At 70.7% G+C, this 26,185-nt stretch carries 19 protein-coding genes and 1 pseudogene; 12 read left to right on the forward strand and 8 right to left on the reverse strand.

What is annotated here, in order from left to right; genetic code table 11:
- Nucleotides 1-564: 564 nt before the first annotated feature.
- Nucleotides 565-1,164: pseudogene (locus AB0M76_RS29570) on the forward strand (amidase family protein); the annotation flags it as partial.
- Between the two features lie 123 nt (nt 1,165-1,287).
- Here the strand turns inward: AB0M76_RS29570 and AB0M76_RS29575 are convergent.
- From AB0M76_RS29575 to AB0M76_RS29600, 6 genes are all read right to left on the reverse strand, one after another.
- Nucleotides 1,288-1,881, reverse strand: a complete 594-nt coding sequence (locus AB0M76_RS29575; RefSeq protein WP_365955776.1) for a hypothetical protein — start codon at nt 1,879-1,881, stop codon at nt 1,288-1,290.
- 85 nt (nt 1,882-1,966) lie between these two features.
- On the reverse strand, nt 1,967-2,686 hold the full coding sequence (locus AB0M76_RS29580; protein ID WP_365955777.1) for a YafY family protein: 720 nt from the start codon (nt 2,684-2,686) through the stop codon (nt 1,967-1,969).
- A gap of 10 nt (nt 2,687-2,696) precedes the next feature.
- On the reverse strand, nt 2,697-3,635 hold the full coding sequence (locus AB0M76_RS29585) for an alpha/beta hydrolase (RefSeq protein WP_365955778.1): 939 nt from the start codon (nt 3,633-3,635) through the stop codon (nt 2,697-2,699).
- A gap of 347 nt (nt 3,636-3,982) precedes the next feature.
- Nucleotides 3,983-4,615, reverse strand: coding sequence for an NAD(P)H-binding protein (locus tag AB0M76_RS29590; RefSeq protein WP_365955779.1), 633 nt, complete (start codon nt 4,613-4,615; stop codon nt 3,983-3,985).
- 510 nt (nt 4,616-5,125) lie between these two features.
- The gene (locus AB0M76_RS29595; RefSeq protein ID WP_365955780.1) at nt 5,126-6,250 is read right to left on the reverse strand and encodes an alpha-hydroxy acid oxidase; all 1,125 of its coding nucleotides are present in this window, start codon (nt 6,248-6,250) and stop codon (nt 5,126-5,128) included.
- 86 nt (nt 6,251-6,336) lie between these two features.
- Entirely contained in the window at nt 6,337-6,516 is a 180-nt protein-coding gene (locus AB0M76_RS29600; protein WP_365955781.1) for an IS3 family transposase, read from the reverse strand.
- A gap of 181 nt (nt 6,517-6,697) precedes the next feature.
- On the opposite strand from AB0M76_RS29600, the gene AB0M76_RS29605 reads away from it, so the two are divergent.
- The 9 genes from AB0M76_RS29605 (at nt 6,698) to AB0M76_RS29645 (ending at nt 17,367) form a co-directional block, all read left to right on the forward strand.
- Nucleotides 6,698-7,258 (forward strand): DinB family protein, encoded by a 561-nt coding sequence (locus AB0M76_RS29605; protein ID WP_365955782.1) that lies wholly within the window; start codon nt 6,698-6,700, stop codon nt 7,256-7,258.
- A 368-nt stretch (nt 7,259-7,626) separates the two neighbouring features.
- Complete coding sequence (locus AB0M76_RS29610) at nt 7,627-8,052, forward strand: hypothetical protein (RefSeq protein ID WP_365955783.1); 426 nt, start codon at nt 7,627-7,629, stop codon at nt 8,050-8,052.
- A 57-nt stretch (nt 8,053-8,109) separates the two neighbouring features.
- The gene (locus AB0M76_RS29615; protein ID WP_365955784.1) at nt 8,110-8,529 is read left to right on the forward strand and encodes a hypothetical protein; all 420 of its coding nucleotides are present in this window, start codon (nt 8,110-8,112) and stop codon (nt 8,527-8,529) included.
- 216 nt (nt 8,530-8,745) lie between these two features.
- Nucleotides 8,746-9,057 (forward strand): hypothetical protein, encoded by a 312-nt coding sequence (locus AB0M76_RS29620; protein ID WP_365955853.1) that lies wholly within the window; start codon nt 8,746-8,748, stop codon nt 9,055-9,057.
- A gap of 545 nt (nt 9,058-9,602) precedes the next feature.
- On the forward strand, nt 9,603-10,832 hold the full coding sequence (locus AB0M76_RS29625) for a cytochrome P450 (RefSeq protein WP_365955785.1): 1,230 nt from the start codon (nt 9,603-9,605) through the stop codon (nt 10,830-10,832).
- A gap of 756 nt (nt 10,833-11,588) precedes the next feature.
- Nucleotides 11,589-12,614 carry a phosphogluconate dehydrogenase (NAD(+)-dependent, decarboxylating) gene (gnd, locus tag AB0M76_RS29630; protein ID WP_365955850.1) on the forward strand — a complete coding sequence of 342 codons (1,026 nt, stop codon included), beginning with the start codon at nt 11,589-11,591 and terminating at the stop codon, nt 12,612-12,614.
- A gap of 11 nt (nt 12,615-12,625) precedes the next feature.
- The gene (zwf, locus tag AB0M76_RS29635; RefSeq protein WP_365955786.1) at nt 12,626-14,110 is read left to right on the forward strand and encodes a glucose-6-phosphate dehydrogenase; all 1,485 of its coding nucleotides are present in this window, start codon (nt 12,626-12,628) and stop codon (nt 14,108-14,110) included.
- Nucleotides 14,111-14,224: 114 nt separating this feature from the next.
- Nucleotides 14,225-14,968, forward strand: coding sequence for a beta-phosphoglucomutase family hydrolase (locus AB0M76_RS29640; RefSeq protein WP_365955787.1), 744 nt, complete (start codon nt 14,225-14,227; stop codon nt 14,966-14,968).
- Nucleotides 14,965-17,367: a glycosyl hydrolase family 65 protein gene (locus AB0M76_RS29645; protein WP_365955788.1), complete on the forward strand. Its 2,403-nt coding sequence runs from the start codon at nt 14,965-14,967 to the stop codon at nt 17,365-17,367. Before AB0M76_RS29640 ends, AB0M76_RS29645 begins: the two co-directional genes overlap by 4 nt.
- A 29-nt stretch (nt 17,368-17,396) precedes the next feature.
- On the opposite strand, the gene AB0M76_RS29650 is transcribed toward AB0M76_RS29645, so the two are convergent.
- Complete coding sequence (locus AB0M76_RS29650) at nt 17,397-18,068, reverse strand: LuxR C-terminal-related transcriptional regulator (protein ID WP_365955789.1); 672 nt, start codon at nt 18,066-18,068, stop codon at nt 17,397-17,399.
- A 187-nt stretch (nt 18,069-18,255) separates the two neighbouring features.
- On the opposite strand from AB0M76_RS29650, the gene AB0M76_RS29655 reads away from it, so the two are divergent.
- Nucleotides 18,256-21,516, forward strand: a complete 3,261-nt coding sequence (locus AB0M76_RS29655) for a cytochrome P450 (protein WP_365955790.1) — start codon at nt 18,256-18,258, stop codon at nt 21,514-21,516.
- A gap of 217 nt (nt 21,517-21,733) precedes the next feature.
- The gene (locus AB0M76_RS29660) at nt 21,734-23,056 is read left to right on the forward strand and encodes a hypothetical protein (RefSeq protein ID WP_365955791.1); all 1,323 of its coding nucleotides are present in this window, start codon (nt 21,734-21,736) and stop codon (nt 23,054-23,056) included.
- 22 nt (nt 23,057-23,078) lie between these two features.
- Here AB0M76_RS29660 and AB0M76_RS29665 read toward each other — a convergent pair whose 3' ends face one another.
- Complete coding sequence (locus AB0M76_RS29665; protein WP_365955792.1) at nt 23,079-25,949, reverse strand: AAA family ATPase; 2,871 nt, start codon at nt 25,947-25,949, stop codon at nt 23,079-23,081.
- Between the last annotated feature and the right edge of the window lie 236 nt (nt 25,950-26,185).

Consider the following 26,185-nt stretch of genomic DNA (forward strand, 5'->3'; position numbering starts at 1 on the left):
GGTGCCGGGCGTTCGCGGGCCTCAATCAGGCAGCCGAGGAGGTTGAGGTCGAGGCGGGCGATCCCATCCCGGAAGGGCCCGTGCCGGTCGACCTTCTCGCCGACCCGTCCGAGGAGCTGCCCCGTTCCTCGATCGACGACGAACGGCGAGGCGAGCGGGAGCAGAGCGGCTGCACCGATCCGGGCGAGTCGTCAGGCCTCGCCCGCCGGCGGGCCGGGAGCACGCCTGGCCTCCGGCAGGGGCGGGTAGCGCAGCGCCGCAGGTCGGGTACACCGATCCCGAGGTGGCGCGGGTCGCTCTCAGGTAGGCGCGCTGCTGCTCGGCGCGGACGGGGTCGCCAGTGCAGTCAGCGCGGCCCGGAGGTCCTGGACCGGGTGGGCCCCCGCCGCCGCGTCGTCGTGGCTCACGCTTCCTCCTTCCGTACGCGGCCGCTCATGGCGCGGGAACGGGCGCCGCGTTGCGCGCCCCCGGCACCGCCTTCGCCTTCGCCTTCGGCTTCGGCCCACTGATCCGTCTGACTCGTCAATCGTCGCAGCAGCGCCCAGGGAGGCCACCCTGGCCGCCGCCCGGCTGCTGGAATCACTCGGCCACCAGGTCGACGTAACCATCGTGAATCTCGGCGTGAGCTGGGAGGAGTTCGTCCTCGCCAACGCCCGCCTGTGGTCCGCGAACCTGGTGACGTGGATCGACGGCTTCGCCGGGGCGTTCGGCCGCCCCGTGGACGAGTCCACCGTCGAACCTGAGATGCTCGCGAGCTACCGGTGGGGACTCCGGGTGAGCGGCGCGGAGTTCGTGCACGCCCTCGACGTACGCAACCGGGTCGCCCGCTCGATCGGCGGCCATTTCGGGGACCAGGACCTGCTGCTGACGCCCACCCTCCCCGAGGTGCCGGTGACCCTGAACACCTACGGCCAGGGCGCGGAGAATGCTGACGGGCTGGGCTGGCTGGAGCACCTGTTCTACCGCTCGCCGTTCACCGCCGCTTTCAACGTCGCCGGCACGCCCGCAATGTCGGTGCCGCTCGCGTTCGACCCGGCGAGCGGCATGCCGATCGGTGTCCAGTTCGCCGCAGGCTACGGACGCGAGGACGTGCTGTTCCGACTCGCCGCGCAACTGGAGAAGGCGGCGCCTTGGGCGGAGCGCAAGCCTGCCGTGTGGGCGGGCGCAGCCCCGTCCGCCCGATCCCCGCAGTCCCCCGGCCCTGGCCCCGGCTTTTCGGCGGACCGCCAGGTCCGCGCAGCAGGCCTACCGCAGCCGCACACCTTCACCCCGCGCGGCCTCGCTCCCCTACGCCACCGTGTGCGGCACCCAGACGGCAGCATGGAAGGGGCCGTTGGCAGTGAACGGGTCAGCGGACGGTAGTGCTGCGCTGCCTGCGACGACGCCCTGGCGGTTGACCTGCGTCGCGGAGGAGTTGAGGCCGCCGAGGGAGGCCAGGTAGGTGAAGTCGCCGTTGTCGACGCGGGCGACGAAGGCGAAGGAGTTGGGGGCGAAGTTGTCACCGACCATGACGTTCCCGGCGATCTGCTTGACCTCGGTGACACCACGCCCGGAGCCGATCGCGGCGCTCGTGTGTGTCATGAGGTCGAACGAGCTGGAGAGCAAGCCGTCGCCGCCGGCCACGGTGCTCCCGCTGATCAGCTGCGCGGTCAGGAAGTGGGACCCCAGGTCCGTGCGGATGCCGGTGCGGAGGTCGTAGGCGTATCCGGTGAGGCCGTTGCGGGCCGTTCGAGACTGACCGACCACGGTTGAACCGCTGATGTCGTTGGCCGTGCTGGAGCTACCGCCGAGGGTGCCGAGATCGGACATCGTCCGGGTGCGCAGGCTGTACGCGAACGCGTGGGTGACCACGTCGCCCGACACCGACGACGTCCCCACCACGGTGTCACCGTTGAGGCCGGTGATGTTGGTGCTGCTGCCGCCGAGTGACCGGAAGGGTTCACCGGGGTGGTGCCTTCGGTTGGTTTCAGGCGGGGGGCGTGAGTGAAGCCAGCGTGGTGGGGTGCACGGCGCCGGCTCCGGCGGAGCCGCGTAGCAGTTCGGTCAGGTCGTGGGGCCGAGCCTGCTCCGTGGTGGGAGCCGCTGCTGTGATGCGGTCCAGCCGGAAGCCCCGGCCAGCCTGTCGCGTGCGGCACCAGGCGATGAGGTACCACCGGCCGTTGGCGGTCAGCAGTCCGGCCGGTTCCACCGTGCGGTCGCTTTCGTGTCCTGCCGCGTCGATGTAGGACAGCCGTAGGACCGTGTTGGTGGTGAGGGCTTGTTCCACTGCGGCACGGACGGTGGAGCCGGCCGGCGAGGACAACGTAACGATCCGCGTGGCCAGTTCCTGTGCCGCCGCCGTGGCGGGGCCGGTCATCGAGGCCGCGATCTTCTGGGCTGCTGTGCGGGCAGCGCCGGCGTACGGGGTGAAGGCGTCGGTCGCGGCGAGGGCGACGGCCAGTGCCGAGGCTTCATCGGCGGTGAACTGGATCGGGGGCAGGGTCATCCGCGGGTCGATCGACCAGCCACCGCCTCGCCCGGGTGTGGTGCGTACCGGGACGCCGGTCTCCATCAGCGCTTGGAGGTCGCGCTGCAGCGTACGCTTGCTGAGCTCGAATCGTGCGGCGAGCGCCGCGACCGTCAACGGCCGCGGTGCCGCCGCACGCAACTCCTCCACCAGTGCGTACAGTCGGGCGGTGCGGTTCATGCCGACGACGCTACCGTCCGGTGGTGGACAGGAAGTCCTGCTGGCGCCGCAGTTCCCGCTCGGTGACGGTCAGCGGGAACAGGGTGAAGCCGTGCATCGCCCCGGCGACGACACCGAGTTGCACGGGCGCGCCTGCCGCCTGCCACCGCCCGGCCAGGAACAGCGAGTCGTCCAGCAGTGGATCCTCGGTGCCGACGACGATCCGGGCCGGCGGCATGCCGGCGAGGTCGGCGAACAGCGGCGAGACCTCGGGATCACGGCGCTGCTCCGCCCTCATGCACGGTGTGAACAGCTCATAGGTCCGCCGCAGTGTGTCGGTATTGGTCAGCAGCCGCTTGGCGCCGAACGATCGCTGGCTTGGTGTCATTGACAGGTCGTAGGGGCCGAAGAGCAGGTGGGCCGCCCGGAACGCGCCGGTGATGCCGTGCCGGTCACGAAGGCGCAGCAGCGTCACGACGCTGAGGTGGGCCCCGGCCGATTCGCCGCCGATCAGCAGCCGTTCGGTACCGAACTCGGCCGTGGCGTGCTTCACCAGCCATCGGGCAGCCGCTTCGCAGTCGTCGGGCCCGGCGGGGAAGGGGTGTTCCGGCGCGAGGCGGTAGTCGACGCTTACCACGGCCAGCCGTGCCTGCTCGGCGAGCAGCCATAGTCTCTCGTCCTGCCCGTCCGCGGAACCGAACATCCAGCCGCCTCCGTGGAAGTGCAGGTACACGCCGTCAACGTGGTCCGGCACAAAGGCCCGTACCCTCACCCCACCCTCAACGACGCGGTCTTGGCCGTGCGGCAGTCTTACCGGTGGCGTGTCGCCACCGAGCCGGTTACGCCGCAGGGCGGCCAGCAGGGCTGCGTCTGGCGTCTCTTCGCGCGTCGGCCGGCTCACGGCAGCGGCCTCGAATTGCTCGTTGAATGCCAGGGTATCGGCGAGGCAGTCCTCATCTGTGATCGTCATGCTGCCAACGGTCACATCCGTCCGCGACAACGTCCTGTCACCCTTTCTTGGTGAGCCGCGTCACGCTCCTGTCGCATCGCCAGCCACGCCACCACCCAGGACGTCGTCCTGAACACCCCCGGTGCCCGCCAACGGCTCGCCAACCTGGCCGACTACGTGACCCTTCCCGCAAACCCCCGCCGCATCGTCATCGGATGCACATGCGGCCGGCACCGAGTCGTTGACCGGACTGCGGAATGAACACAGAGCGGGGCGCATCCCTCGCTCGACATGCTCGTCGCGATCCTCGAGGTGTGTGCCATGGGCTTCTGAGACCTCGGTCCGGGCGATCCGGCCGCTCGGACGGCTCAGCGTGTGAGGATGACGCGCTGGCGGATCCATAGGTCGCTGGTCGCAGCGGAGAGCAGGAAGTCCGCGACATCGGCACGGTTGATCCTCCCGCCGACGCGTCCTTGGGTTCCGTCCAGTGGGATCTTCTCGTAGTCGCCCGTGGCCTGGCCGTTGGCGAACATCACGGGCAGGGCAATGGTCCAGGCGCGGTCGCTGCGGGCGATGGTCTCATCGGCGATGCCCTTATCCGCCATGAGCGGGCCCATCACCAGCCTCGACGCCCCGGCCTGGAAGAGCGACTGGCGCCGGGCGGTGTCGCCCGAGCCGAGAGCCGAGAGCCAGACGCGACGCTCCACGCCGGCCGCGGCCATGGCCTCCAGGACGGGGCCGACGGTGCGCGTGGCGAGAGTGGACTTGTAGTCCTTGCCCGGTCCCAGGGCGCAGATGAGGGCCTTGCTGCCCCGAGCCGCCTCTACGACGTCCGCGGCGGAGGCGGCGTCGCCGATGACGACGGTAACGCGCTCGTCGTCGCGCTGCGGCAGCCGGGCCGCGTCACGGACCAGAGCGGTGACCCGGTGCCCGGCCGCAAGGGCCTGCTGGAGTACGTGCTGGCCGATGGGGCCCGTGGCGCCGAGGACGGTGAGCTGCATGATCAGGCTTTCTGTGTGCGGGCTGGTCCTTTGGGCGAGGCGCGGCACCGAGCCCGGGTTCCGGTGTGCCGGGCTCACGGCGATCAACTCGAGAGCCCCGCACTGCTCGGCGCACCGTGGCCGGGTGGTACGGCGCGGCACGGGGACGCCCGTACGCGACGGACCGCGGCGGGCGGCACACGATGTCGAGCAACACCGGGAACCCCCCGCCGGACGGAAGCGTGACTCGGCAAGACGCACCAGGCCGGACCGGTCACGAGCCTAGCGGCCCGCCCGGCCGCCAGTACCCGGCCAGGGCCACGTTGTGCCTACGGCGGGCCCGGACTGGCCTCATCGCTGGGCTGAAATGCAGCGCCACCTCTCTGCCGACAGGCATCGGTTAGGGCCTGATCCTTCGGCGAGCGGTGGCGCGGGGCATCCGCTGTCGCTACACCAGCGAGAACGCCTCGGTGTCAGCAGTCGCCGCGGTCGGCATGAGCACCAGCTGCAGAGCGACCTGCCGGATATCTCTTAACAGGGGCGGTGGGGTGTGGGGTGAAGGAGGCTCGTGTCCAGAGAGGCGAGGTCGGTACGGCCGCAGAGTGCCATGGCGGTCTCCAACTCGGAGGCCAGGATGGACAGTACCGCTCGCGCGCCCTCGGCCCCTGAGACGGCCATGCCCCACAGCACTGGCCGCCCCACCAGTACCGCGCGGGCGCCCAGCGCCAGGGCGACCAGCACGTCCGAGCCGCGGCGGATGCCCCCGTCGATGAGAATCTCGCAGCGTCCGGCGACGGCGCCGACCACCTCGGGGAGCGCGTCGAGAGCGGTGACCGAGCCGTCGAGCTGGCGGCCGCCGTGGTTGGACACCACGATCGCAGCTACCCCCAACTCGGCTGCGCGGGCCGCGTCCTCGGCGGTGAGCACGCCCTTGAGAACGATCGGAAGCCGGGTCAGCGAGCGCAGCCAGGCCAGATCGTCCCAAGTGAAGGCAGGGTCGATGCGGCGGGCCAGCTGCGAGGCCAGCTCGGCCGAAGAGCCGTCGGCGGGGGTGTCGGGGAAGTTCGCCGGTGTCATTCCAGGGGGGAGGGCGAAGGCGTTGCGCAGATCCCGTACTCGGCGCCCCCTGACCGGGGCGTCCACGGTGACGACGAGCGCCCGGTACCCGGCCGCCTCAGCCCTCTTGACCAGATCCTCGCTGACGCTGCGGTCCCGGAAGACGTACAGCTGCAACCACAACGGTCCCCGCGCCACCCGTGCGATGTCCTCGAGTCGTGTGGTCGCGAACGTGCTGACCACCATGAGCGCGCCCGTCTCTCCCGCGGCGCGGGCACAGGCCGACTCGGCTTCGGGCGTGACCAAGCCGTGGAAGCCGGTGGGGGCGACGGCGACGGGCAGGGCTACGGGGGAGCCGAGGAGTGTGGTGCGCGTGTCGCACCGGGAGACGTCGACGAGGACGCGCGGGCGCAGCCGGTAGCGCCGGTAGCCGGCCAGGCTCTCGCGCAGGGTCGTCTCATCCCCGCTGCCGCCGTCGATGTAGTCCCAGGCAGAGGCCTCGACCCGGGAACGCGCCGCAGTGTAGTAGTCGTCCAGCGTCACCATGCTCCGGCCGCAGCCACCGGGCGAGCTGTCAGGGTTGTCCTTGTCCGCTGCCACGGACATCACCTCACCAGGCCCGCCCACCGACAGGCAAGCCCGGTTCCGGCCAGCTGAGGTGACCCCCGGAGTATGGACGCAGGGGTTCATGCTGCGAGCTGGCGTTTCGCTGTCCTGTGGTGCTGCTGTTCGAACTCGATCGGGGAGAGGTAGCCCAGCGCGCCGTGACGCCGCCAGTCGTTGTAATAGGTGAGCCACTGGAAGCACGGGCCCGCGGCAGGGCTGCGGCTTCGGTCGCCGCCGTCAGCGCTGACCGGCGTGAGCACGGGCGTGCCTTCCCGACCGGTGCTGCGAACACCGGCCTACTCGATGACCGTCAATCGATCACTCGGGAAGGTACGTCCTCCCCGAGCCCGATCCACAGGTCTTGAGCATTGCTCAATCCGGATTGGTCCGCCGGGCTATCCCCAGGAGCGCCCGGAGCGGCCCCGCCCTAGCGTGGAACCCATGGCACTGGACTGGAACACACTCCTTGTCGACCAACTCGACTGGCACTGGCAGCACCATCTGCGCGCACGTCTGGACGGCCTCACCGACGACGAATTCTTCTGGGAGCCCGTACCGGACTGCTGGACCGTGCGCCCGCGCGGGACCGGCACGGCCCCGGTGCAGGGCGGCTCCGGTGACTTCACAATCGACTGGTCCTATCCGGAGCCGGTTCCCGCGCCGGTCACGACGATCGCCTGGCGCCTCGGGCACATCCTCGTCGGCGTGCTGGGCGCGCGCAGCGCCTCACACTTCGGCGGACCGCCCGTGGACTACATGACATACGCGTATCCGGGCACCGCGGCGCAGGCATTGGACCAGCTCGACGCGACGTATGCACGATGGGTCACCGGGGTGCGCGGCCTGGGCGAGGAGGGCCTGGCGCGGCCGTGCGGCGAGGCCGAGGGCGCGTACGGGAAGGAGCCGATGGCGACACTCGTGCTGCACATCAACCGCGAGACGATCCACCACGGAGCGGAGATTTCTCTGCTCAGGGACCTGTACGCGCACCGGACAAGGTAGGGCGACGTCCTTCACGTGGCCGGCGCGGGCGGTGGCGAGGTCGCGCAGGTCGGCCAAGGCCCTGAGTATGGCCGCGGCGCGCACTGTCTGTGTCATCCCCAGGCGGCGTGTGAGGGCTCCCGGCACAGTCTCGCGATCCTCGCCCGGGCTCGGCGCAGCTCGATGCCGTTCGGTGGGGCTGGGTTCGATGGGGTCACCTGGGTCTGCTACCACATCACGCCGACCGGCGAAACCCCTACTTCCAGAGGTCGCATGCCTCCGGGCAACGGCGTTAGCGTCGTTCCACCACGACAGGCCTGAGTCAACTGACCTTGAAGCACCAAGGATTGACGCACTGCCATCGTCTACCCCTTCACCAAGGAGCCCTCATGCACGTACGCAAGATGGCAGCCCAGATGGTCGCGGCGGCCACGGTCCTGGCAGGCGCCGTGATCGGCACTGCCGTCCCCGCCCATGCGGCCGGCGGATGCTGGAACGGAGGCTTCAACGTCAACAGCGGGGGCGACTACACGTACCGTGCGTACATGTGCCACAACCGCTCCGGGGCACCGGTGTGGGGCGCAACCAGGGACATGGACTATCCCAACACCGTGGTCGGTTACATGTACTCCAATCCCAGCTGGTTCGCCTGCAGGATCGACAACGGTCAGTACAACGGCAACGACATCCATCCGTATCGGTGGCTGCTGACCCAGGCCGACAACGGCGCGTGGGGCTGGATGAAGGACACCGACATCTCCTCCGAGACCAATCCGGTGCCGTCCTGCGAAGACTACTGGTCCGGCCGCCTCTAGCCACACCGCTCCCGTAGCACGGCCTCCTCGGCGCCCTTCACGTCACCTGGAGAATCCATGCACTTCCGCGCTGCCACGACCGTACGGAACACCGTCGTGCTGCTCACGGCCCTGTTGCTCGCGCTCGCGGCGAACGTCTCCCTCGCCGCACCGCAGGCACATGCCTACAACAAGTATTGGATCACGACGTTCACCCTGGCGAGCGGATACCCGAACCCGGTCTGCGGAACGAGCAACGGACATCCGTGCGGACCCAACGGCTATCTCTACGCCGGAAGCAATTACGTCTTCTGCCGGGCTTGGGGAGCCGAAGTCAACGACGGCCAGGGAAACTTCAACCGTTGGTGGCTGTGGACCGACCTCGACACCCCCGCCGGCAGCCAAGGCTGGGTGTCGGCCTACTACCTGTCCGGCCAGGGGAACGATCAGGCCGACTACTGGAACGGGAGCCGCTGGGTGTCCATCCCGAGCTGCTGACCCAAGATTGACGGCAACCCCGGCGGAATCGGGGTTGAAACACCACACCTACCTCCCTGGAGCGCAGATCTGACACCGCACGGGCCGAAACATGCTGTCCGGGAATCGGGGGCGGCGCACAGTATCACTCTCGTCTCAGTACAACAGTCCACAACCAATGGGGGATCCATGAGGGCCAAACGAGCCGTACTCAGAACCGCTTCCACACTCGCCATGGTGTCCGCGCTCGCGATGGGGACCGCACTGTCGGCACACGCCGCGAGCTACTCCGTCAGCTACGGGGCCAACTACGCAACCTATGACACCTCGACCCAGCGGTTCGAAGTCTGCGATATGGAACGAGACGGCAACGAGGTCTACATCCACTTCGGCAATGCGTACGGCAGTAACGAAACCGGAGAGTACGCCGACTACAACGGAAGCCAGGGCGGCTGCGGCTCCGGAAGCGTTGGATTGTACAAGTACATGAACATCTGTGAAGACAGAGTCGGCTGGGACGAGTGCCGCTCAGTGACCCTGAAGTCGTAAGAAGCCGTTGTCGTACCCCGATCGAGGGCGCTGATCGAACAAGGGTCTCCCGGCGGGGCGATCGCGGGCCAGTCGGTCCATGAAGGTTGATGAGGGGCCCGTTCGATCGGACGGGCCCCTCATTGTTGTCCTCCATGCGGCCTCCAAGCCTTGAGGCGGTCCATACCTGGTCCTCCACCCAGCCGTGTGCGGCCGGACCCTGCTCCAGATACCCGGCCAGCTTCTCCAGAGACCGCGGGGACAGACGGCACCGTGATCCGCCCGGACCGCGGGATGCCAGCGCCTGCACACCACCGTCCCGCCACAACTGGTGCCACTGACAGGCCGACTTCACGCTCACCCGCAGCCGCCGTGCGACTTCCGACGGCTTGATCCTCTGCTCGAAGTCCCAGAAGGCGCCGTGGAGGTCGCGCTTCTCGGCGACGACCGCCTCCTGGCAGGCGCCCTACCGGACCGGGCGGGTTTCGGGCAAGATGACCCGGCGCACCGGAGGTCACCCGCGGCCGTGACCCCCGCCCGGTCCCGACCGTGATCCGGAGGCCCCAGTGGCATGGCACGACGTCCAGGCGCGGCGTGACGAGCTGTACCGCGACCCGTATCCGCTCTACGACCGCGCCCGCCGGTCCGAGGGGCTGCTGTACGTACCCGAGTTCGACGCGTGGCTGGTGGCGCGCGACCGGGACGTGCGGGAAGTGCTGCTGCGCGTGGAGGACTTCTCCTCGGCCAACGCCCTGCTGCCGGACATCCCACTCTCGGAAGCGGCGCTCGGCGTCCTGCCTCGGGGGTTCGGGCCCCGTCCCACCGTCGTGTCCACCGACGCCGAGGCCCACAGGCGGCTCCGAGCCCCGTTGAACCGGGGGTTGTCCGCCGCCCGGGTGGCGGCGCTGCTGCCGTACGCCCGTGCGTGCGCAGGGGAGTTGGCGGACGGCTTCGCGGCGGACGGGGCCGCCGAACTGGTGGAGGTGTACGCCCGGCGGTTGCCCGGGATGGTGGTCGGACGGCTGATCGGGCTGGACCCCGCCGACGTGCCCGCTGCCGTGCGCGGCGGCTACCGGGCCGAGGAACTACTGTTCCGCCCACTGCCGCCCGAGGGGCAGGCGGCCGCCGCCGAGGACGTGGTCGCGCTCCAGCATCTGCTGGACGGGTACGTCCGCGACCGCCGCGCCCGGCCGCGGGACGACATGTGCTCGGCCATGGTGGCCGCCCTGGCCCCCGGTGACGCCGAGCTCACCCTCGAGCAGCGCCACGAACTGGTGACGAGCCTGCAGAACCTGCTCATCGCCGGATTCCTCACCACGAGCGCCCTCATCGGCACGACGCTGCTGCACCTGCTCGGCGACGACCGGCGGCAGTGGCGGATGCTCCGCGCCGATCCGTCTCTGGTCCCCGCGGCAGTGGAGGAGGCCGCCCGCCACGACACCGCCATCCAGGCATTCCGGCGGACCACCACCCGACCGGTGACCCTCGCCGGGACGGAACTGCCTGCGGGGGCCGCCGTAATGGTGGCGTACGGCTCGGCCAATCGCGACGAGGAACGATACGAGCGGGCAGGGGAGTTCGACATCACCCGGCCCGGGAACCGGCAGCACCTCGCCTTCGGGTACGGGCCCCACGGCTGTCCCGGCTCCCAACTGGCGCGCGAACAGCTCCGCCTGACACTCGAGCTGTTCCTCCGCCGCATGCCGGAACTGCGACTGGACCAGGGCCGTCCACGGCCGCAGATGGAGCCCACGCTGATCCACCGCTCACCGCAGGCCCTGTACGTCACCTGGTGACCCGGCGAGGCGCCGCCCGGCCCGACGGCTGCCCGCCAGGGAACCCGGAGGGGGCCGCGTGCGAGGATCCGCACTATAGACGACGAAGCCGTGTGGACGTACGGAACTACGGGGAAGCCCTCCGCGGGGCCCGATGACGTACTGCGCATGGTGCGCGATGCCGCCCGTCGGAGCCGGGCGGGCGCGTCGAGGCTCTGGCCGTCGAGTGCGTGCTGTGCGGCACCGGAGCCGACGAGTTCGAAGTCGCCAAAGGCGAGTGCTTCTGCGTGGGTTGCTGCATACCGGTCGGCATCAAGGACGGAGACATGTACCCCGCGCGTACCCGTGGATGGGCATCTCGGTCGGCCTGAGGTGCCCCGAGGACGGCGCGCTGTGCCGCTACGTCGACAACGCGCGTGTCCTGCCGGGCGCGACCTGACACCGTCGCCCTGCCCCGCCCGGTGCTGGTCGACCAGGGCGTACAGCCCGGACACCCGGGCGCCGCGGCGGTCGACGCCGACTGCGCCGCTCCGGCACCGGAGCCATCGGCCTGCACCTGCCGCAGACCGCCATCCGGCAGACCGTGTCCTGAGACCACCGACAGGGCCGAGTGGCGGAGTTCCGGGTGCCGGGGTCGTGGTGGGCGGCCACAGTGGGCGCGGAGGGGGAAGGGTGGCGCGGGCGGTGCCGCGCACGCGGGACGGCGCCTGTTGCGTGATGCGGGCCCGCGGCCAGGAACGGGAGAACGGGAGCACGGCGATGACATCGGACGCACCCATGCAGCTCGGAATGGTCGGACTCGGCCGGATGGGTGCCAATCTGGTGCGCCGGCTCATGCAGGACGGCCACCGGTGCCTCGTCAACGACGTCAGCCCCGACGCCGTACGGGCACTGGAGGGGGAGGGCGCGACCCCGGCCTTCTCGCTGGAGGAGCTCGTCGAGCGGCTGGAACGGCCCCGCGCCGTGTGGCTCATGGTGCCTGCGGGCGTGGTCCAGGAGACCCTGGACCGGCTGGCCGGGCTCCTGGAGCCCGACGACACGGTCATCGACGGCGGTAACTCCTACTACCGGGACGACATCACCCGGGCCGGGGCCCTGGCCGAGCACGGCATCCACTACGTCGACTGCGGCACCTCGGGCGGTGTCTGGGGCCTGGAACGCGGCTACTGCCTCATGATCGGCGGCGAGCGGGGTCCCGTGGAACGGCTCGCCCCCCTCTTCCGCACCATCGCGCCCGGCACCGGCAGCGCCGAGCCCACCCCCAGCCGGACCCGGACCGAGGGCACCGCGTCGCACGGCTACCTCCACTGCGGGCCCAGCGGCGCCGGTCACTTCGTGAAGATGGTCCACAACGGCGTGGAGTACGGGATGATGGCCGCCATCGCCGAGGGCCTCGCCATCATCAAGCACGCCGACGCCGGCCTGCGCTCGCGTACCGCCGACGCCGAGACCGCTCCCCTGTCCGATCCCGAGGCCTACCGGTACGAGATCGACGTGGCCGAAGTCGCCGAGGTGTGGCGCCGCGGGTCGGTCGTCGGCTCGTGGCTGGTCGACCTCACCGCCGACGCCCTGGCCCGCTCCCCACGGCTCGACGCCTTCACGGGCCGCGTGTCCGACTCCGGCGAAGGGCGCTGGACCGTGCTGGCGGCCATCGAGGAGAGCGTGCCCGCCCCGGTGATCAGCGCCTCCCTCTACCAGCGCTACGAGTCCAGGGGGCTCGGCGAGTTCACCGCCAAGGTGCTGTCCGCCATGCGCAGCGAGTTCGGCGGCCATGCCGAGAAGCGCCCCGGCGCGGACGCGTGAGGAGGCCCGCCATGGACAGGGATTCCGATACTTCCCAACCTCAGCCCCAGCCCCAGCCGCGCCCCGCGGACCACGTCGTCGTACTCTTCGGCGCGACGGGTGACCTGGCCAGGCGCAAACTGCTGCCGGGCCTTTTCCACCTCGCCCAGGCGGGGCTCCTGCCGCAGCGCTACCGCATCGTCGGCTCCGCCCCGGCGGCCGAGGCCCTGAACGACGAGCAGTTCCGCGCCCACGCGCGCCAGGCCGTGGCGGAGTTCGGCCGCTCGCGCCCCGAGGGCCCCGCGTGGCAGGAGTTCGAGGCCGCCCTGTCCTTCGGCGCGGCCGACACGGACGCGACCGAACCGCTGGTGACGGCGGTGGGCGAGGCCGAGCGGGCCGTCGGCGGCACGCCGCGGCGGTTGTTCCACCTCGCCGTCCCGCCCGTGGCGTTCACTTCCGTCATCGGGCTGCTCGGGGCCACGGGGCTGGCCCAGGACGCGCGTGTCATCGTCGAGAAGCCCTTCGGGACGGACCTCGCGTCCGCCCGCGCACTCAACGCGGCCGTCCACGCCGTCTTCGATGAGTCCCGGGTGTTCCGCATCGACCACTTCCTCGGCAAGGAGGCGGTGGACAACATCCTCGCCCTGCGGTTCGCCAACGGTCTCTTCGAGCCGCTCTGGAACCGCGAGCACATCAGCCACGTGCAGATCGACGTGCCCGAGCAGATCGACATCCAGGGCCGCGCCCACTTCTTCGAGGGCACCGGAACCTTCCGCGACATGGTCGTCACGCACCTGTTCCAGCTGCTCGGATTCGTGGCGATGGAACCGCCGGTCGCCCTCGAGGCGCAGTCGCTCCGGGACGAGCAGGTCAAGGTCTTCCGCAGCATGCGGCCCCTGGACCCCGCCCACGTCGTACGCGGCCAGTACACCGGCTACCGCGCCGAGCCGGGGGTCGATCCGGACTCGGACACCGAGACCTTCGTCGCGCTGCGCGTCGACATCGACAACTGGCGCTGGGCCGGCGTGCCCTTCCACCTGCGCTCGGGCAAGGCGCTGGCCGAGGGCCGGCACGTCGTCACCCTCGGCCTGCGCGAGCCCGTGCTGGGCATGTTCCCCCTGGACGCCCGGGAGGCGGCGGACGGCCGCGCCAACGAACTCGTCATCGACTTCGCCGACCCCGGCTCCATCACCGCCCGCTTCCTCGCCAAGGAACCCGGCCCCACCATGCAGCTCGCGGAAGCCGACATGGTCTTCGGCTACCGCAGCTCCTTCACCACCGAGAACTCCCTGGAGGCGTACGAGCACCTCATCCTCCAGGCCATGCTCGGCGACCAGTCCCTCTTCACCCGCTCCGACGGCATCGAACGCCTGTGGGAGGTCTCCGCGCCGCTGCTGGACGCCCCTCCACCCGTCGTCCCGTACGCCCCCGGATCCTGGGGGCCCGGGGCCGTCACCTCCCTCGTCGCCCCCCACCGGTGGCACCTGCCCGAACGAGACCGGCCCGGCGGGCGGTGAGGCGACGGACGCGTTGCTCCGAACGCCACACCCCCTCAGCCGCACGGGCTATCACGCGCGTCCTCCGGGCGCCGCACTGCCCGCCGGCCGCCACATCCTCCTAGCCTCGACGGCATGCTGGGACTCCCCGACCACGTCAGCGCCTGCCTCTTCGACCTCGACGGCGTACTCACCCGGACCGCGAAGGTCCACGCGGCCGCCTGGAAGGAGATGTTCGACGACTACCTGCGTCAGCGGGCCGACCGCGACGGTTCGCCCTTCGTGCCCTTCGATATCGTGCACGACTACGACGAGTACGTGGACGGCCGCCCCCGCGAGGACGGCGTACGCACCTTCCTCACCTCCCGTGACATCACGCTGCCCGAGGGCACGGTGAGTGACGGCCCCGACCAGGAGACGGTCCACGGTCTGGGCACCCGCAAGAACGACCTGGTGCTCCGCGCGATCCGCGAGCAGGGGGTGGAGCCCTACGAGGGCTCCGTGGCCTACGTGCGCGCCGTACGCGACGCGGGCCTGCGCCGCGCTGTCGTCTCCTCCAGCGCCAACTGCCGCGACGTGCTGGTGGCGGCCGGCATCGAGGACCTCTTCGAAGACCGTGTCGACGGCATCACGATCGCCGAGCAGGGATTGCGCGGCAAGCCCTCCCCCGACAGCTACCTGGCGGCCGCCCGCCTCTTCGCCGCCGACCCGCGCGATGCCGCCGTGTTCGAGGACGCGCTGGCCGGGGTGGCCGCCGGCAAGGCGGGCGGCTTCGGTTTCGTCGTCGGCGTCGACCGCACCGGTCAGGCGGCCGAACTGCGTGCGCACGGGGCCGATGTCGTCGTCACCGACCTCTCCGAGCTGCTGGACCGCGGGTGATCACTCACGAGAACTTCGCGACCGAACCCTGGCAGCTGCGGGAGACGGCCCTCGACCTCGATGTCCTCGCGCAGAGCGAATCCGTGTTCGCCCAGTCCAACGGCCATCTCGGCTGGCGCGGCAACCTCGACGAGGGCGAGCCCCACGGCCTGCCGGGCTCCTACCTCAACAGCGTCTACGCGAGCCACCCGCTCCCCTACGCCGAGGCCGGGTACGGGTATCCGGAGTCCGGGCAGACGACCGTCAACGTCACCGACGGCAAAGTCATCCGGCTGCTCGTCGACGACCACCCCTTCGACCTGCGCTACGGCGAACTCCTCTCGCACGAACGCGTCCTGGACTTCCGTACCGGCGTCCTGAGCCGGTCCGCGGAGTGGACCACGCCCTCCGGCCGGACGGTACGCCTGACCTCGCACCGCGTGGTCTCCCTCGCGCAGCGGGCCGTCGCGGCGATCTCGTACAGCGTCGAGACCGTCAACGGTCCGGCCACCATCGCCGTGCAGTCCGAGCTCGTCGCCAACGAGCAGTTGCCCACCGCCTCCGGCGACCCGCGCATGGCCGCCGCCATCGACCGCCCGCTGCTCCCCGAGGAGCACTACGCGCACGACACCCGGCTGCGCCTCGTCCACTGCACGGCCACCAGCGGGCAGCGCGTCGCGGTGGCGGCCGACCACATCGTGGAGGGCCCCGTCGGCACCGCGTGGGCCGCCGAGAGCGAACCGGACGTCGCCCGCCTGACCGTGACCGCCACCCTCGAACCCGGGCAACGGCTCGAACTCGTCAAGTTCGTGGCCTACGGCTGGTCGGCACAGCGCTCCCTGCCCGCCGTACGCGACCAGGTGGAGGGCGGGCTGGCAGGGGCCCGCACCACCGGGTGGCAGGGGCTGCTCGACGCACAGCGGGCCTGCCTGGACGAGTTCTGGTCCTCCGCCGACGTCGAGGTGGAGGGCGACGAAGAGGTCCAGCAGGCCGTCCGGTTCGGCCTCTTCCATCTCTACCAGGCCTCCGCGCGCAGCGAGCGGCGCCCCATTCCGGCCAAGGGCCTCACGGGCACCGGCTATGACGGCCACGCCTTCTGGGACACCGAGTCCTTCGTCCTGCCCGTCCTCACGCACACCGCGCCGTACACCGTCGCCTCCGCACTCGCATGGCGGCATTCCACCCTTCCCCGCGCGCTGGAACGCGCCCGTCAACTCGGTCTGGACGGGGCGGCCTTCCCCTGGCGTACGATCAACGGCGCCGAGTGCTCCGCCTACTGGCCCGCCGGAACCGTCGCCTTCCACGTCAACGCCGACATCGCCGCAGCCGTCGAGCGGTACGTGCTCTTCACCGGCGACCGGGAGTTCTACCGCGGTCCCGGACTCGACCTGCTGGTGCACACCGCGCGGCTCTGGCGCTCGCTCGGCCACTTCGACGCCGACGGCGTCTTCCACATCGACGGGGTCACCGGTCCCGACGAGTACAGCGCCATCGCACGCGACAACCTCTACACCAACGCCATGGCCCGGCGGAACCTCCTCGCCGCGGCGGACGCCGTCTCGCGCCACCCGGACCGGGCACCGGACCTCGGCGTCGGCGCCGAGGAGATCGCGGACTGGCGCAACACCGCCGCGCGGACGGCCATCCCCTACAACCAGCGGCTCCAGGTGCACGAGCAGTCCGACGGCTTCACCGACCAGGAACCCTGGGACTTCGACGGCACCTCCGAGGACCAGTACCCGCTGCTGCTGCACTTCCCGTACTTCGACCTGTACCGCAAGCAGGTCGTCAAGCAGGCGGATCTGGTTCTGGCCATGTTCACGTGCCCGGACGAGTTCACTTCCGAGGAAAAGGTCCGCAACTTCGCCTACTACGAGCCGCTGACGGTCAGGGACTCCTCCCTCTCCGCCTGCTGCCAGGCCGTGCTCGCCGCCGAGACCGGCCACCTTCGCCTCGCCTGGGCCTATACCCGCGAGGCGGCGCTGATGGACCTGGACGACCTCGAACACAACACGCGGGACGGCCTCCACATGGCCTCGCTCGCCGGCACCTGGATCGCCCTGGTCCAGGGCCTCGGCGGGCTGCGCGGCCTCCGTCCGGCCCCGGCCACACACCCGCAGGACCAGCCGTCCGGGATCCCGCAGGCCGAGGAACCGGAAGCCCCGGTACGGTTCGCACCGCGTCTGCCGTCCTCGCTGACCCGGCTGGCCTTCAACGTCCGTGTCCAGGAGCGGCTGATCCGCATCGACATGGGCCGGTCGACGGCCCGCTACACGCTCCTGTCCGGAGGGCCCCTCACCGTGATGCATCACGGCACCCGGGTCGCACTCACCATGGACACGCCGACGGACCTCCCCGTCCCACCCGCGCCCGACTCCCCCGAACCCCGCCAGCCCAAGGGCCGCGCCCCTGGCACCTGAGGTGCGCGGCAGGGCACGGAGATGCCGCCTCAGGGCCGCTCCGGACCGGCCGCCGTCACACGCGGAGGCCATGCCGTCGGGTCCAGCAGGCCCAGGACGTAGGCGCGGGCGATCAGAGCGGGGCGGTTGGGTACGTCGAGCCGCCGGCAGAGCCGGGTCACGTGGTAGTTGACCCCGTCGACGGTGAGGCCCACCGCGCGGGCGATGGCCGATCCCGACGCCCCCGCCGCGACGAGCGGCAGGATGCGCGCCTCCTGGGGGCTCAGGCCGTCGGCCGGGTCCTCCGGTGGCAGCTCGGGCCGGCCTCCGCTCGTTTCCTCGGTCAGCGAGACCAGCAGGCGGGGGATGTCGTCCTGCGGGTCGGAGACCGGTTCGACGGTGACCCGGCCGTGGCGGGCCGCCCCCCGGACCTGCCAGCTCACCTCGACCGGGTAGCGGGACCTGCGGCGCGAGCGCAGGGCCTCGTCCAGTCTGCGCAGCTGCCGGTCGTTGGTCGGAGTGAGGATGTCGAGGAGTCGGCGGCCTTCCAGTTTTCCCGGTTGGAGCTGCCATGCGGAGGCGAACGCGGGGTTCGCGCCGAGGATCAGACCGTACGCGTCGCTGATCGCCAGTGCCACGGGCGCCCTGTCGAACAGGCTGACGAAACGTGACCGCCAGGCCGCCGCCGCCTCGCCCAACGCATGCCGTGACGGCTGTGTCACGCGCTCTCCCTCTGCCACGGCCAACTGCCCCCGATCAAGGCCCGGAACGGAAAACACCACTACAAGAATAGGTAGTCGTCGTACGCGATCGCCCCGGCGGCCGCGTCACCGTGGACACGACACGGCATCCGGTCAGTGAGCGGGTGCACAGGTCCAGGCAATGACGTGACCAGAAGAGGCAGACGCCATGAGTGAATCGCACACCACCGGCACCGGACCCCTCGACGACGACGCTGCGCACCTGCCGGTCGTCGACGTGAGCGACTCGGGGATGACGAGCACCCCACTGCAGACGGCCATGGGGCACGCGCGCCGGCTCGGTCCGGTCTTCGTCCAGCGCTTCCACGACCGGGAGACCGTGTTCGTGAGTGCGGCGGCGCTGGTGGAGGAACTCTCCGACGAGCAGCGCTTCGTCAAGGGCATCGGTCCGGCGCTGGAGAACGTACGCGAGGTCGCCGCCGACGGACTGTTCACCGCGTACAACGACGAGCCCAACTGGGCCAAGGCGCACGACATCCTGCTCCCGGCCTTCGCCCTCACCTCGATGCGCACCTACCACCCGCACATGCTGCGGGTCGCCAAGCGGCTCATCGGCTCCTGGGACGCGCGGTTCACCGCGGGCGCCGGCGTGTCGGCCCCGGTCGACGTCGCCGAGGACATGACCCGGATGACCCTGGACACCATCGGCCTGTCCGGCTTCGGCTACGACTTCGCGTCCTTCGAGCGTGAGCAGGCGCACCCGTTCGTCCAGGCACTCGTCCGGGCCCTCGCCCACAGCCAGGCCAAACTCGGCCGGGTGCCCGGCGCGGACCACACCGCCGAGGACGTGGCGTTCGCCGCGGACGCCGCCTACCTGGCCCGGGTCGTCGACGAGGTGATCGAGCAGCGCAAGGCCTCGGGGGACACCTCGACCGACGATCTCCTGGGCCTGATGCTGGGCTCCCCGCACCCCCGGTCCGGCGAGGTGCTCGACGAGGCGAACATCAGGAACCAGCTGATCACGTTCCTGATCGCGGGCCACGAGACGACTTCGGGCGCCCTTTCGTTCGCGCTGTACCACCTCATGAAGAACACGGCGGTGCTGCACCTGGCCCAGGCCGAGACCGACGCGCTGTGGGGCGACGACCCGGACCCCGAGCCCGCCTTCGAGGACATCGGCAGGCTGCGCTACGTGCGCCAGGTCCTCAACGAGACGCTGCGGCTGTGGCCGACCGCCGCCGCGTTCGCACGCGAGGCGCGCGCCGACACCGTGATCGGCGGCCGCTACCCGGTCAAGGCGGGGCAGCGGATGCTGGTGCTGACCCCGATGCTGCACCGCGACCCGGTGTGGGGCGACAACGCGGAGGAGTTCGACCCGGACCGGTTCGCCGCCGAGGCGGAGGCGGCCCGTTCCCCGCACGCGTACAAGCCGTTCGGGACCGGGGAACGCGCCTGCATCGGACGACAGTTCGCCCTCCACGAGGCGACGATGCTGCTGGGCATGCTGGTGCACCGCTACCGCTTCATCGACCAGGGGCGGTACGAGCTGCGCATCAAGGAGACGCTCACGCTCAAGCCCGACGGGTTCACGCTGGCCCTGGGCCGGCGCACCCCGGCCGACCGCTCCCGCAACCGTGCGGCCCTCGGGGCGGTCCTCCCGGCCGGCCACGGGGAAGGCACGGAGGCGCCGGCCACGGGAGCCTCCCCCACCCGGGCCGTTCCCGGTACGACGCTGACGCTGCTGCACGGATCCAACTTCGGCACCTGCCGCACGTACGCGGAAGAACTGGCCGAAACGGCAGCGGAACTGGGCTTCGGGACGCGTGTCGCGCCACTCGACGACCACCGTGACGGCGGGCTGCCGACGGACGGGCCACTGGTCGTCGTCGCCGCGTCGTACAACGGACGCCCCACCGACGACGCGGCCGGATTCGTCTCCTGGCTGACGCAGGCGGGCCCCGGTGCCGCGGAAGGCGTGCAGTACGCCGTCCTGGGCGTCGGGGACCGCAACTGGGCCGCCACCTACCAGCAGGTACCAGCGCTCATCGACGGCCGCCTCGCCTCGGCGGGTGCGGCGCGGCTGATGGACCGTGCCGAGGCCGACGCCTCCGGAGACCTCGCGGGAGCGGTACGCGGCTTCACCGCCGCCCTGCGCCGTACGCTGCTGGAGCGCTACGGCGACCCGGCGTCCGTGGCCCCCTCCCGGGCGGAGGAATCACCCGGCCCGGCGTACGACGTCGTCGAGATCACGGGTGAGCCGCTCGACGCACTGGCCCGGCGACACGACCTTCAGCCGATGACGGTGACGCACACCGGGGACCTCGCCGACCTCGGCCACCCGGCGGGCAGGCCGAAGCGCTTCCTGCGCGTCCGGCTTCCCGAAGGGGTCCACTACCGCACCGCCGACCACCTCGCCGTCCTCCCGGCCAACGACCCCGACCAGGTGGAGCGGGCAGCCCGGGTCCTGGGTGCCGACCTGGGCTCGGTCCTGAACATCCGGACCCACCGGCCCGGCCGGACCACCCTGCCGCTCGACCGCCCCGTCTCCGTACGCGAACTGCTCGCCCGGTACGTCGAGCTCCAGGCCCCGGTGACGGCCGAGCAAGCGGCCGTCCTCGCGACGCACAACCCGTGCCCGCCGGAGAAGGCCGCGCTGGAACGGATCGCGGCAGAGGCCGCGGGAGCCGACGGAGCCCGCCCGGGCAGCCTCGTGGACCTCGTCGAGGAGCACCCCGCACTCCAGGGCCGTCTGCCGTGGCCCGTACTGCTGGAACTGCTGGAGCCCTTGCGGCCCCGCCACTACTCCATCTCCTCGTCCCCGTCGGCAGGTCCGGAGCAGGCAGACCTGATGATCTCGCTCCTGGAAGCCCCCCACCGCTCCGGCCGGGACGGAGTGTTCCGCGGAGTGGGCTCTGCGTACCTGCACCGGGTACGTCCCGGCGACACGATCCTCGCCCGGGTACAGCCGTGCCGGGAGGCCTTCCGCATTCCGCATGACGAGCGGACGCCGGTCATCATGATCGGCGCGGGTACCGGCCTCGCGCCCTTCCGGGGGGCGATCGCCGACCGTCGCGCGCTGCGTGCGTCGGGAGCCGAACTGGCCCCCGCACTCTGCTACTTCGGCTGCGATCACCCGGATGTGGACTACCTCCACCGAACGGAGCTGGAGGACGCCGACCGCGAGGGCACCGTGTCCATGCGCCCCGCCTTCTCACTGGCACCCGAAGGCGAGGTCCGCTTCGTACAGCACCGGATCGAGGCGGAGGGTGAGGAGGTCTGGCGGCTGACCGAGGCGGGCGCCCGCATCCACGTCTGCGGGGACGGCTCCCGCATGGCCCCGGGCGTCCGCGAAGCCTTCCGGCAGCTGTACGTCCGGTACAGCGGGAAGGACGGGTCGACGGCCTCGGAGTGGCTCCGGGGGCTGGTGGCGGACGGCCGCTACGTGGAGGACGTCTACGTGGGCGGCTGACGGGGCGGCGTCCAGCCCGATCCACCGGCCATTGCTCACAGCAAGAGGCCGGATCGGACATGTCACGCTGAAATGCAGCGTGACATGTCCACACGCGCGGCGCGCAGAACGCGACGCCGAAGGTGTAGGGGGTTCCCTCATGCTTCGGCCGGTCCGACACGGAACGCTGATCCGGGCAACACGCTGCCGTGGCGGCGAACCGAACAGAAGGACACCCATGAGACGTCTCTCCGTAATCCGCAACACAGGGCGCGCAGTGCTCGCGTCGGGAATCGTCGCGGCGCTGCTGCCGGCCGGCGTCGCGCATGCCACGGATTCCGAGCCGAGGCCGGCAGGCACGGCACCGATCAGTATCTCCGCCAGCGGGCCGTCGATCTCCGCCGACGGCCGCTACGTGGCGTTCGCCTCGCCGGCAAGGGATCTGGTGGCCGGCGACACCAACCGAGCGGACGACGTGTTCGTGCGCGACCGGCAGACCGGCGTCATCACCAGGGTCAGCGTCGACTCCGCAGGCAGCCAGGCCAACAACGTGAGCCGGAATCCGTCGATCTCCGCCGACGGCCGCTACGTCGCGTTCGAGTCCTCCGCGACGAACCTGGTGGCCGGTGACACCAACCGTTACCGCGACATTTTCGTGCACGACCTGCAGACCGGTGAGACGACCAGGGTCAGCGTCGGAAGCCACGGCGAGCAGAGCGACAGTGAGAGTTTCCATCCGTCGATCTCCGCCGACGGCCGGTTCGTCGCGTTCGACTCTCCCGCGTCGAACCTGGTGTTCGGCGACACCAACGACATCCACGACGTCTTCGTGCGCGACCGGCAGACCGGTGAGACCAACAGGGTCAGCGTCGATTCGAACGGTCGCCAGGGCAACGACATCAGCCAACTGCCGACGATTTCGGCAGATGGGCGCTACGTCGCCTTCTCTTCCGGGGCGACGACGCTGTCCCTGTTCCCCGACACCAATCACGCGGACGACGTGTTTGTGCATGATCAGCTGACCGGGTACACCGACCGGATCAGTGTCGGTCCCGACGGCAACGAAGGCAATTCCGCCAGTCGCACGGCGACCATCTCGGGCGACGGCCGCTACGTCGCGTTCGAATCCACGGCGTCGAATCTGGTGGCGGGCGACACCGGCGGTCCGTTCGACACCGACATCTTCCTGTACGACCGGGTTACCCGGACGACGACGCAGGTGAACCTTGGCCCCAATGCCCTGAGCGACAGCAGAACCCCCGGTCAGGAGCGGACGACGCTCTCTGCCGACGGCCGCTACATCGCGTTCGTGTCCGGCGAGGACAAGCTGGTGACCGGCGACACCAACTCAAGCTGGGACGTGTTCGTCCGAGACCGGGTGACCGCCACCACGACCAGGGTCAGCGTCGCCAATGACGGCTCGCAGAGCGATGGGTACGGCTACAGCGCCTCGATTTCGGCCGACGGCCACCACGTCGCTTTCACGACCAGCGCGACGAACCTGGGCGGTGACGGCACCAACCGGAAGTTCAACCTGTACGTACGCGACCTCGCCAACTGAGTTGTTGGCCGCTGTGGCGCCCTCAATCGCGGGCCGCGGCGGCCCACACGCCGGCCAGAGCAGCACGACCGGAGACGCCGACCTTCGCGTAGACCCGGCCCAGGTGGACTTCGATGGTCTTGGGACTCAAGTGCAGCCGGAGGCCGATGTCCCGGTTGGTCAGGCCGTCCGAGACCAGGTTGACTATCTCGACCTCACGGGCGGTCAAGTCGAACCGCTCGGCGCCGCTTTCGGGCCGGGGGCCGCGCGCATTCAGGCGCCGCTCCTCACGTGCGACCTGCGGCAGGAACAGTTGCGCGTCACACCGCGTGAACAATGCGCGGGCGGACACGAGGTGGGTACGGGCCTGTTCCATCGCCCCGATGCCGCCGAACGCCGTCGCGGCGAGCAAGTGCGCCCGCCCGGCCTCCACGGCCGCCCCGATCCGGCCGAACGTTCCGGCAGCGGCGACAGCGAGCGGGGCGGCTGCCGCCGGATCCGTGGGCAGCGTGGCGATCGCGCGGGCCTGCTGTGCCATGGCGGTGCGCAGCGGAAGCTCGAGCTGACCGGCTGCGTTCTCCGCTCGGGCGGCCCATGCTGCGGCCGCGGCAACCCGGCCGGCCACGACCTCCGCCTCCGTGAGCAACAGGTACACCAACGGCCTGGTCCGGAGGCCCACCGCGGGCAGCTCGGCACCGCCGCCACTGGTGAGCAGCAGCGCGATGCAGGCGTGCGGATCACCCGCGTGCAACATCGCCTGCGCCAGCATCGCCTCGGCCTGGCCACTGCGCCAGGAACTCATGGCCGTCGCCTGGTCGTCGACGACGATGGCCTCCTTACCGAGGCGGATCGCCTCGGTAAGGTCGCCGCGCCAGGTGGTGATCCAGCACCCGAAGGTCAACGCCATGACGCGCAGTTCCTCGCTGCCGGTCAGTTCCGCCGACTCCAGGCTGTCGTCGAAGCAGGTCGTCGCCGCCGCCAGCTCGCCGAGGTACGCGTGCACCATGCCGCGGACCGCGGTCAGCAGCGCGATCTTGTGTGACTGCCTGCTCGCGCGTGCCAGTTGCAGGCCACGGCTCATGTGCCGGCTCGCCGCCGTGAGCCGGTCGGCGGAGACTTCCGACCAGCTCAGCCAGAACGCCGCATCGATGTCGCGGACCAGGTCGCTGTCGGGCAGCGCGTCCAGGAGTGCAGCCGCCTCGTCGAGCCGGTCCGCCCGCCGGTCGATGAGCGTTGCGGCCGACAACGCAGTCGCCAGCAGCATCGGATCCCCGACTTCCCGCGCGGCGGCGATCGCCTCGGCCACCCGGTCCTGTCCGTGCACGCGCTCCACACTTTCACCGGCAACGAGCGCGACGAGCAGGAAGGCCGCCGAGTGGGCGTCAACACCTTCGACACGTTTCCACTCGCTGTGCAGCATCGCCCTGGCCTCGGTGTAGCGCCCGAGAATCTGCTCCACCGTCGCGCAGGCCCGCGCCGTCTGTGCCCGGATCTGGGTGAGTTCGGCAGGCAGGAGACGCAACACCTCCTGCATGGTTTCCCTGGCCTGCCGCAGGTCGCCCGTGGCGCCGAGTACGTGTGCCAGCCGGCCGAGCAGGATGAGGCGCTGCGGCGTGGCCGACTCCGAGTCGGGCAGCAACCGGATGGCCGCCCGCAGGAAGTGCCCGGCGGTCGCCGGCGTGGTGTGCATCGTCGCCTCGGCCGCCTCGGTGAGCGCCGCAACCGCCTCGCGGTCACCGCGGACGGCGGATCGCTCCACGTGGCGGGCGAACTCGGCCGGCGGCGCGCCCCGGCTCCGGAGTGCCGACGCGGCCCGGCCGTGTGCCTGAAGCCGCCAGCCAGGGCCGGCGTCCTGGTAGGCGACGCTGCGCACCAGCGGATGCCGGTACCGGAACCGGCGGGTCGCGCCGTCCAGCCGCAGCAGGTCACGCTCGGCGAGCCGGTCGAGCGCGGCGAGCACGGACCCGGCGTCCATTGCCGCCGTTTCGGCGAGGGAATCAGCCTCGAAGTCGTCACCCACGACCGCGGCGGCGTGCGCGACGACCCGCTCTTGCGGGGTCAACGCGGCCAACTCGGCGGCGAGCACCGCGTGGACCGCCACCGGGATCGCCCCGTCGGGGTGGAGCACCGCATCACCGACGGCGATACCCCGCTCACCGGCCCGCACCAGGGCTTCCAGGTAGAACGGGTTTCCGCCACTGGCCCGGTAAAGCTCTTCCCGCCGGGAACGGCTCAGACCTTCCGGCATGACGTGGCCGGCATCGGCTTGGCTCAGCGGCGCGAGTTCCAGCAGCTCGGCCACCCCGTCGGTCGCGGCGCGGGACAGCGCGTGCCACAGCCGCAGCGACGTCTGCCGGGGCCTGCCCGCCAAGGCCAGGACCACCCGCACCTGGGGCGGGTGGCGCAAAAGATGGTCGAGCAGCTCGACCGAACCCTCGTCCGCCCAGTGCAGATCGTCGAAGACGAGCACCAGCCCGGACGGCTCGGCGACCAGCTCCAGCAACGCCCGAACCGCCCGGTGCAGCCGGTACCGCTCCGCGTCGACCAGGTCGGCGGGACCGACGGCGGGAATCGCCGGGAACACGGTCGCGAGAAGTGCGAGCTGCTGTTGCCCGAGGGAAGCGAGACGCTCCGGGCCCAGCTCGGCGAGCTGGTCGTCGAGTGCGGTGACGAAGACACCGAACGGGATGTGGGTCTCGAACTCCGCCGCGCGTGCGCTGCGTACCGTCCATCCTGCTGTGTCCGCGAGCTTCCCCAGCTCTGTCAGGAGCCGACTCTTGCCGATCCCCGGTTCGCCGGTGACCGCGACGCACCAGGTGCCACCTTCGCCCTCCAGCACCGCGCGCAGGATCGCGACTTCTCGCGCCCGGCCGAGAAATCTGCCGACGGGCTCCCCATTTACTTCGTCAGTCATGCTGGCGTCGACTCACTTTCCGTCCGCGCGACCAGGCGATGGTATCGAGTCGCGCGACACCCACAGACGTAACAGATGGGCCGGGGGCGGATGAAGTGGTCCTTCTCTGGGACGACCCATCAGGGCCGTTGCTGCCGCGTATCGCCCGGGCATCAGAAGTGTCTGGCGGGCAGGGACCGCTCGTCAGACATGCTCAAGCAGCCTCTTGACCGGCCGCGGTGGACGGTTGAGTGGCC

The sequence above is a fragment of the Streptomyces sp. NPDC051364 genome, from assembly GCF_040682115.1.
Lineage (GTDB): Bacteria > Actinomycetota > Actinomycetes > Streptomycetales > Streptomycetaceae > Streptomyces.